This is a genomic window from Nostoc flagelliforme FACHB-838 (assembly GCF_014698065.1).
Lineage (GTDB): Bacteria > Cyanobacteriota > Cyanobacteriia > Cyanobacteriales > Nostocaceae > Nostoc > Nostoc flagelliforme_B.
The window spans coordinates 1-3,966 of record NZ_JACJSI010000482.1; the positions used below are offsets into that span (position 1 = coordinate 1).

Genomic DNA, 3,966 nt, shown 5'->3' on the forward strand with positions numbered 1-3,966 from the left:
TCGGCTCCTTCCCCACCCCCAACCCCGCGCACGATTATCATTCTTATTTAAATTATTTTGAGTATTTTAATTGATTGACAAAATGCGTTTTATCTTAACCTCTCACAGATGGCTAGGGAAGTACTCAGGCGTGTCGGTCATATTACTTTCGTTAGTCTTCTACTAGGGATTATATAAAGTTGTGACATAGAATTGCACGTTAGTTTAGCAACAGTCTCCAGTCTGAACAACCTTTTGCTATTAGACTACTAGTTTTGCTCAGGGCAAAAAGCATTTTTATGCTGTACTGCTCCCTCAAAACACGGTTGCAATGGCGATCGCCTTTGACTCAAGCTTCCCCTATCGCCGCCCCCGCCCTCATCCCTGCCCAAGTAACAACCGCGCCTCCACAGCCTACGATTAGCTTGAGGCGATGGCGCAGCGTTGAAGGGGCAAATGGGAACCATTGGTTCCCAAAATATAACTAGAACAATGATTCAGCGATCAAAATCATGACGAAAAATCAAGTTTCGCGCAGGAGTCGGGCCAAAATGAGGCTTTGATTTTTTAAGCATTTGTTAGCTTCCAGTAAATCTAACCACTGTTTTGAATTGCTATGCTTGGCAACAGTATTCAGATAGACAGATTTTATACTTTTGTAAACTGAGGACATCATAATAAGCATCTATTAAGCTGTTGACAAAGGAACACACTAATCTTATAGCAACAGACAAGGCGGTTAGGACGCTAGGCGAAGTACATATTCCATAGCATCCCTGATACAGTCAAATTGAATAAGTTGTTGACGAATTCGACTCTTCAACCATGACCAACATCGCTCAATTTTGTTCAGTTCAGGTGAATAAGATGGTAAGTATTTTAGTTGGCAGCCTGCTGATTCAATTATTTCTTGAATACGTCCGCCTCGATGAAAGGTAGCATTATCTGCAACCACTATTTGTCCAGGTTTTAGTGTGGGGATTAAACAGGTTTCAAGCCAAGTTTCAATAACATTTCTGTTACAAGTACCTTCAACAGTAAACGGAGCAAATAACTGCCCATTACAGTAGGCGGCTATCATATTGACTCGTCCTTGTCTTTTCCCACTTTTGAGTGCATGAAATCGCTTTCCTTTAAAGTTAAAGTAGAAAAACTTTTAGCCTTGAACTTCTGATGATCTGTCACTTCCTCATCGGTATTCCCGGAAGTGGGAAAACCACATTCGCGGTCGAGTTAGCAAAACTGGGGAATTATCGCATTGTCTCCACTGATGCAATTCGCCAACAACTCTATGGCGATGCAAGTATCCAGGGTGAGTGGAGTCAGATAGAAGAAAAAGTAATTTCTGAGATTGTCGATGCAATAGCTCAAGGTGATTCCGTGATCTATGACGCTACCAATGCCAAGCGTATATGGCGGATAGATTTGCTAATAAAGCTAAATTCATCTCTTGCTTGCCTTGTACAGCAAGGGGAAGAGGTTCTGTGGATGGGGTGGTATTTGCAAACTCCCATTGCAACTTGCAAGTTGTGGAACCAAAAGCGGACTCGTCAAGTTCCAGACATGATCATTGAGAATATGCACAAATCTCTGCTAGAGTTTCCGCCAGTGGCAGCAGAGGGATTTGCATCTGTCAAAGAAATTGATGTCACCTCCCCCAAGTTCGACATTCAACAAATTCCAATCCAAATCCAACAGCTTCCTCGTACCCTTACCAACCGCGCTAATCGTAATCGCCACATTACTTTGCACGGTTACAGTAAGCTGCTGGATTTTGAGCGCTTAATGCATTTAATTTCTCTCATTATTCGCTATCCAGGAATTGGGAATTTGCAAATTACTCACCCCAGTTTGCTGGAAAGCGTTTTGGGCAATGTTCCTCCGTTTGCAAGTTCTTTAGAAGAAGCTACCGCCTTCATGGGTAAATTGTGCGGTACGATTTACGCTAATAAAAATGCCATTGAATTTGACTTACACTGGCTACAACAAAATTCCCTTATTGGAGCCAATAGTATTGCCCCTTCTTCTGGCATTACATTACCACCTGCTCATTCCATTACACCATCGACTTTTGTAACTCATGCTTATTCAGACTGCGACAGCTTTCGGAGGTTGATACAAATCATTCGCTTGATTCTCCACCACCCATTTTTGCAAGATACTGGGAAGGGGAGCCTGCAAACGCTCGTGTCCGCACTCAGGGAAAATGGGATTATCGATGGCGATGGTTTAGATACTGTCCGCAAGGACATTGAAAAGGTTCTCAAGCCTTATAAAATATTGCCAGAATTTTCCTTGAGAGATGGCTACTTTGCAGGGACAGCGATTTTATCAATACATGAATTAACCAAAGTGTTTGATGTTCTCCAGTCTCAAGCTAAAAGCCTTGATGATCCTGTAGCATTGGAGATTTATGAAACATTTGCCACACGGATGGTAAAAAGTAAGTTAGGGGTAAGTAACGTGTATCCGGTACGGGCGATTGCTAATCGCAATATGATTGACCCAGAGTTTTTACCAACCGATGCTCTTTCTAGAAATTTAGAGCAATTGGAAGAGGCAATAGCTAAAGGACAATTACTGGAATTAAATCGCTTTTCTGGCAGTGGTAAGTTTGTTCTTGATGAAGAAAGTTTTTTTTTAGCGTTTCCATTGCAAATCGTGTTTTGTAACCAAGCCTGGTATTTAGGTTTTAAGTGTGAAGATGGAAAGTATGCAGGACTGTTCCGGTTTGAGCGTTTGGATAGATTGTTTGTAGGTCAATTTCAAGAGAGATTCCGTTCCAAACACGATCAAGAACAATCATTACAGAAATTACAAAAGCTTTCTGCTGCTGGCGCAGGTATTTTTTTGGGGTATAGTGCGAGTGACCAACGTCAGTTTCTCAGCCACGATAAACAAGAACGTTCTCAGGCTTCTGTGACAGTAGAACTGTGGTTTAACGATACTATATTCCGGTTTATTACGGAAGGAACTAAGAGATTCCCTGCAAAACAAATGAAGATGTCTCCACCTGTAGAGGGTGGAAGATTAATGTTACCTAAGTCAATTTTCTGCCTGAAGAAAACCAAAAATCAACAGTTTCCCAATCGCTTTCGGGTGGTACTGCCTAAATGGTACTTTGGTGACGTGGAGTTTCTGCGGTGGATTGTTGGTTTTGACGGTCGTGTATTATGTAACCTAATAACCATTGCCAAGTATTTTCAATACAAGTTATGTACATTCCTACAGCTACATAAAAGCTTAAAGTCAGTAGCACCCAAAATCTTGGTATAATAAGGCAAAAAAATATAAGTAGAAATAAAATTTCAATGATTGTAATCATAATGTCTAATAATGTAAATTTTGTTATTTCAAATTTATTTTTTGCTTGGAATTTGAATCCGTTTTCCAATCAGTCGCTCTACCATTAGCTATCTCAACCCAGTATAGGTTTTGCTGGCATCCTTATTTGGATCTACTATCTCCTAATTTTGCTGACACAGAGTGATTATGATCACAAAGCAGCAACTATATTTTTATACCTCAGAAAGACAAAACTAATAAGATGCTGTTCTGTTTGTGATTTATTTTTCAAACAAAGCCAACATCCGCCAAGATATGATTGCCTTAATCACTTGCCATTTGGCAATTAGGAAGGCTATGGGTATTGCTCCACAAATTCCAACTCAGAGACACTGGGATGTATTGAATTCATATCTACAACCCTTAAAAGATTATCCAATGGAACTCGACGAGTTTCTGAGACATTGGGATGTGTCACGAGAAGAACTGGCTTTTATCTGTGACTGCTCATTAACAACCGTTAATCATTGGTTTTCCCAAGGCATTGACCAGAGGATACCAAGCGAGAAACATAAACAGCGCCTAGCATTAGACATCTCCAAAAACTATCAAAGCTTTGCTGTGACTAGCTCTTAAGATGCAAGCGCAAGCATCCTTGACTAGCTAGTCAGCACGATAAAATAGGGCTTTGAGATATTTCTT

General features: G+C 40.7%; 3 protein-coding genes and 1 pseudogene. 3 read left to right on the plus strand and 1 reads right to left on the minus strand.

All coding sequences use genetic code 11. The annotated features are described in order from the left end of the window. Positions 1-278 precede the first annotated feature (278 nt). Entirely contained in the window at positions 279-467 is a 189-nt protein-coding gene (locus H6G97_RS47060) for a hypothetical protein (RefSeq protein WP_190947247.1), read from the plus strand. Between the two features lie 251 nt (positions 468-718). On the opposite strand, the pseudogene H6G97_RS47065 reads toward H6G97_RS47060, so the two are convergent. Beyond that, positions 719-1,114: pseudogene (locus tag H6G97_RS47065) on the minus strand (IS630 family transposase); the annotation flags it as partial. A 38-nt stretch (positions 1,115-1,152) separates the two neighbouring features. Here H6G97_RS47065 and H6G97_RS47070 point away from each other — a divergent pair. Continuing rightward, the gene (locus H6G97_RS47070) at positions 1,153-3,255 is read left to right on the plus strand and encodes an AAA family ATPase (RefSeq protein ID WP_190947248.1); all 2,103 of its coding nucleotides are present in this window, start codon (positions 1,153-1,155) and stop codon (positions 3,253-3,255) included. Between the two features lie 285 nt (positions 3,256-3,540). After that, on the plus strand, positions 3,541-3,900 hold the full coding sequence (locus H6G97_RS47075) for a hypothetical protein (protein WP_199350140.1): 360 nt from the start codon (positions 3,541-3,543) through the stop codon (positions 3,898-3,900). Positions 3,901-3,966: the final 66 nt, after the last annotated feature.

Excerpts from the sequence above, each read along its gene's own strand:
- H6G97_RS47060 (WP_190947247.1), top strand. The coding sequence starts at position 279 with ATGCTGTACTGCTCCCTCAAAACACGGTTGCAATGGCGATCGCCTTTG.
- H6G97_RS47070 (WP_190947248.1), top strand. The coding sequence starts at position 1,153 with ATGATCTGTCACTTCCTCATCGGTATTCCCGGAAGTGGGAAAACCACA.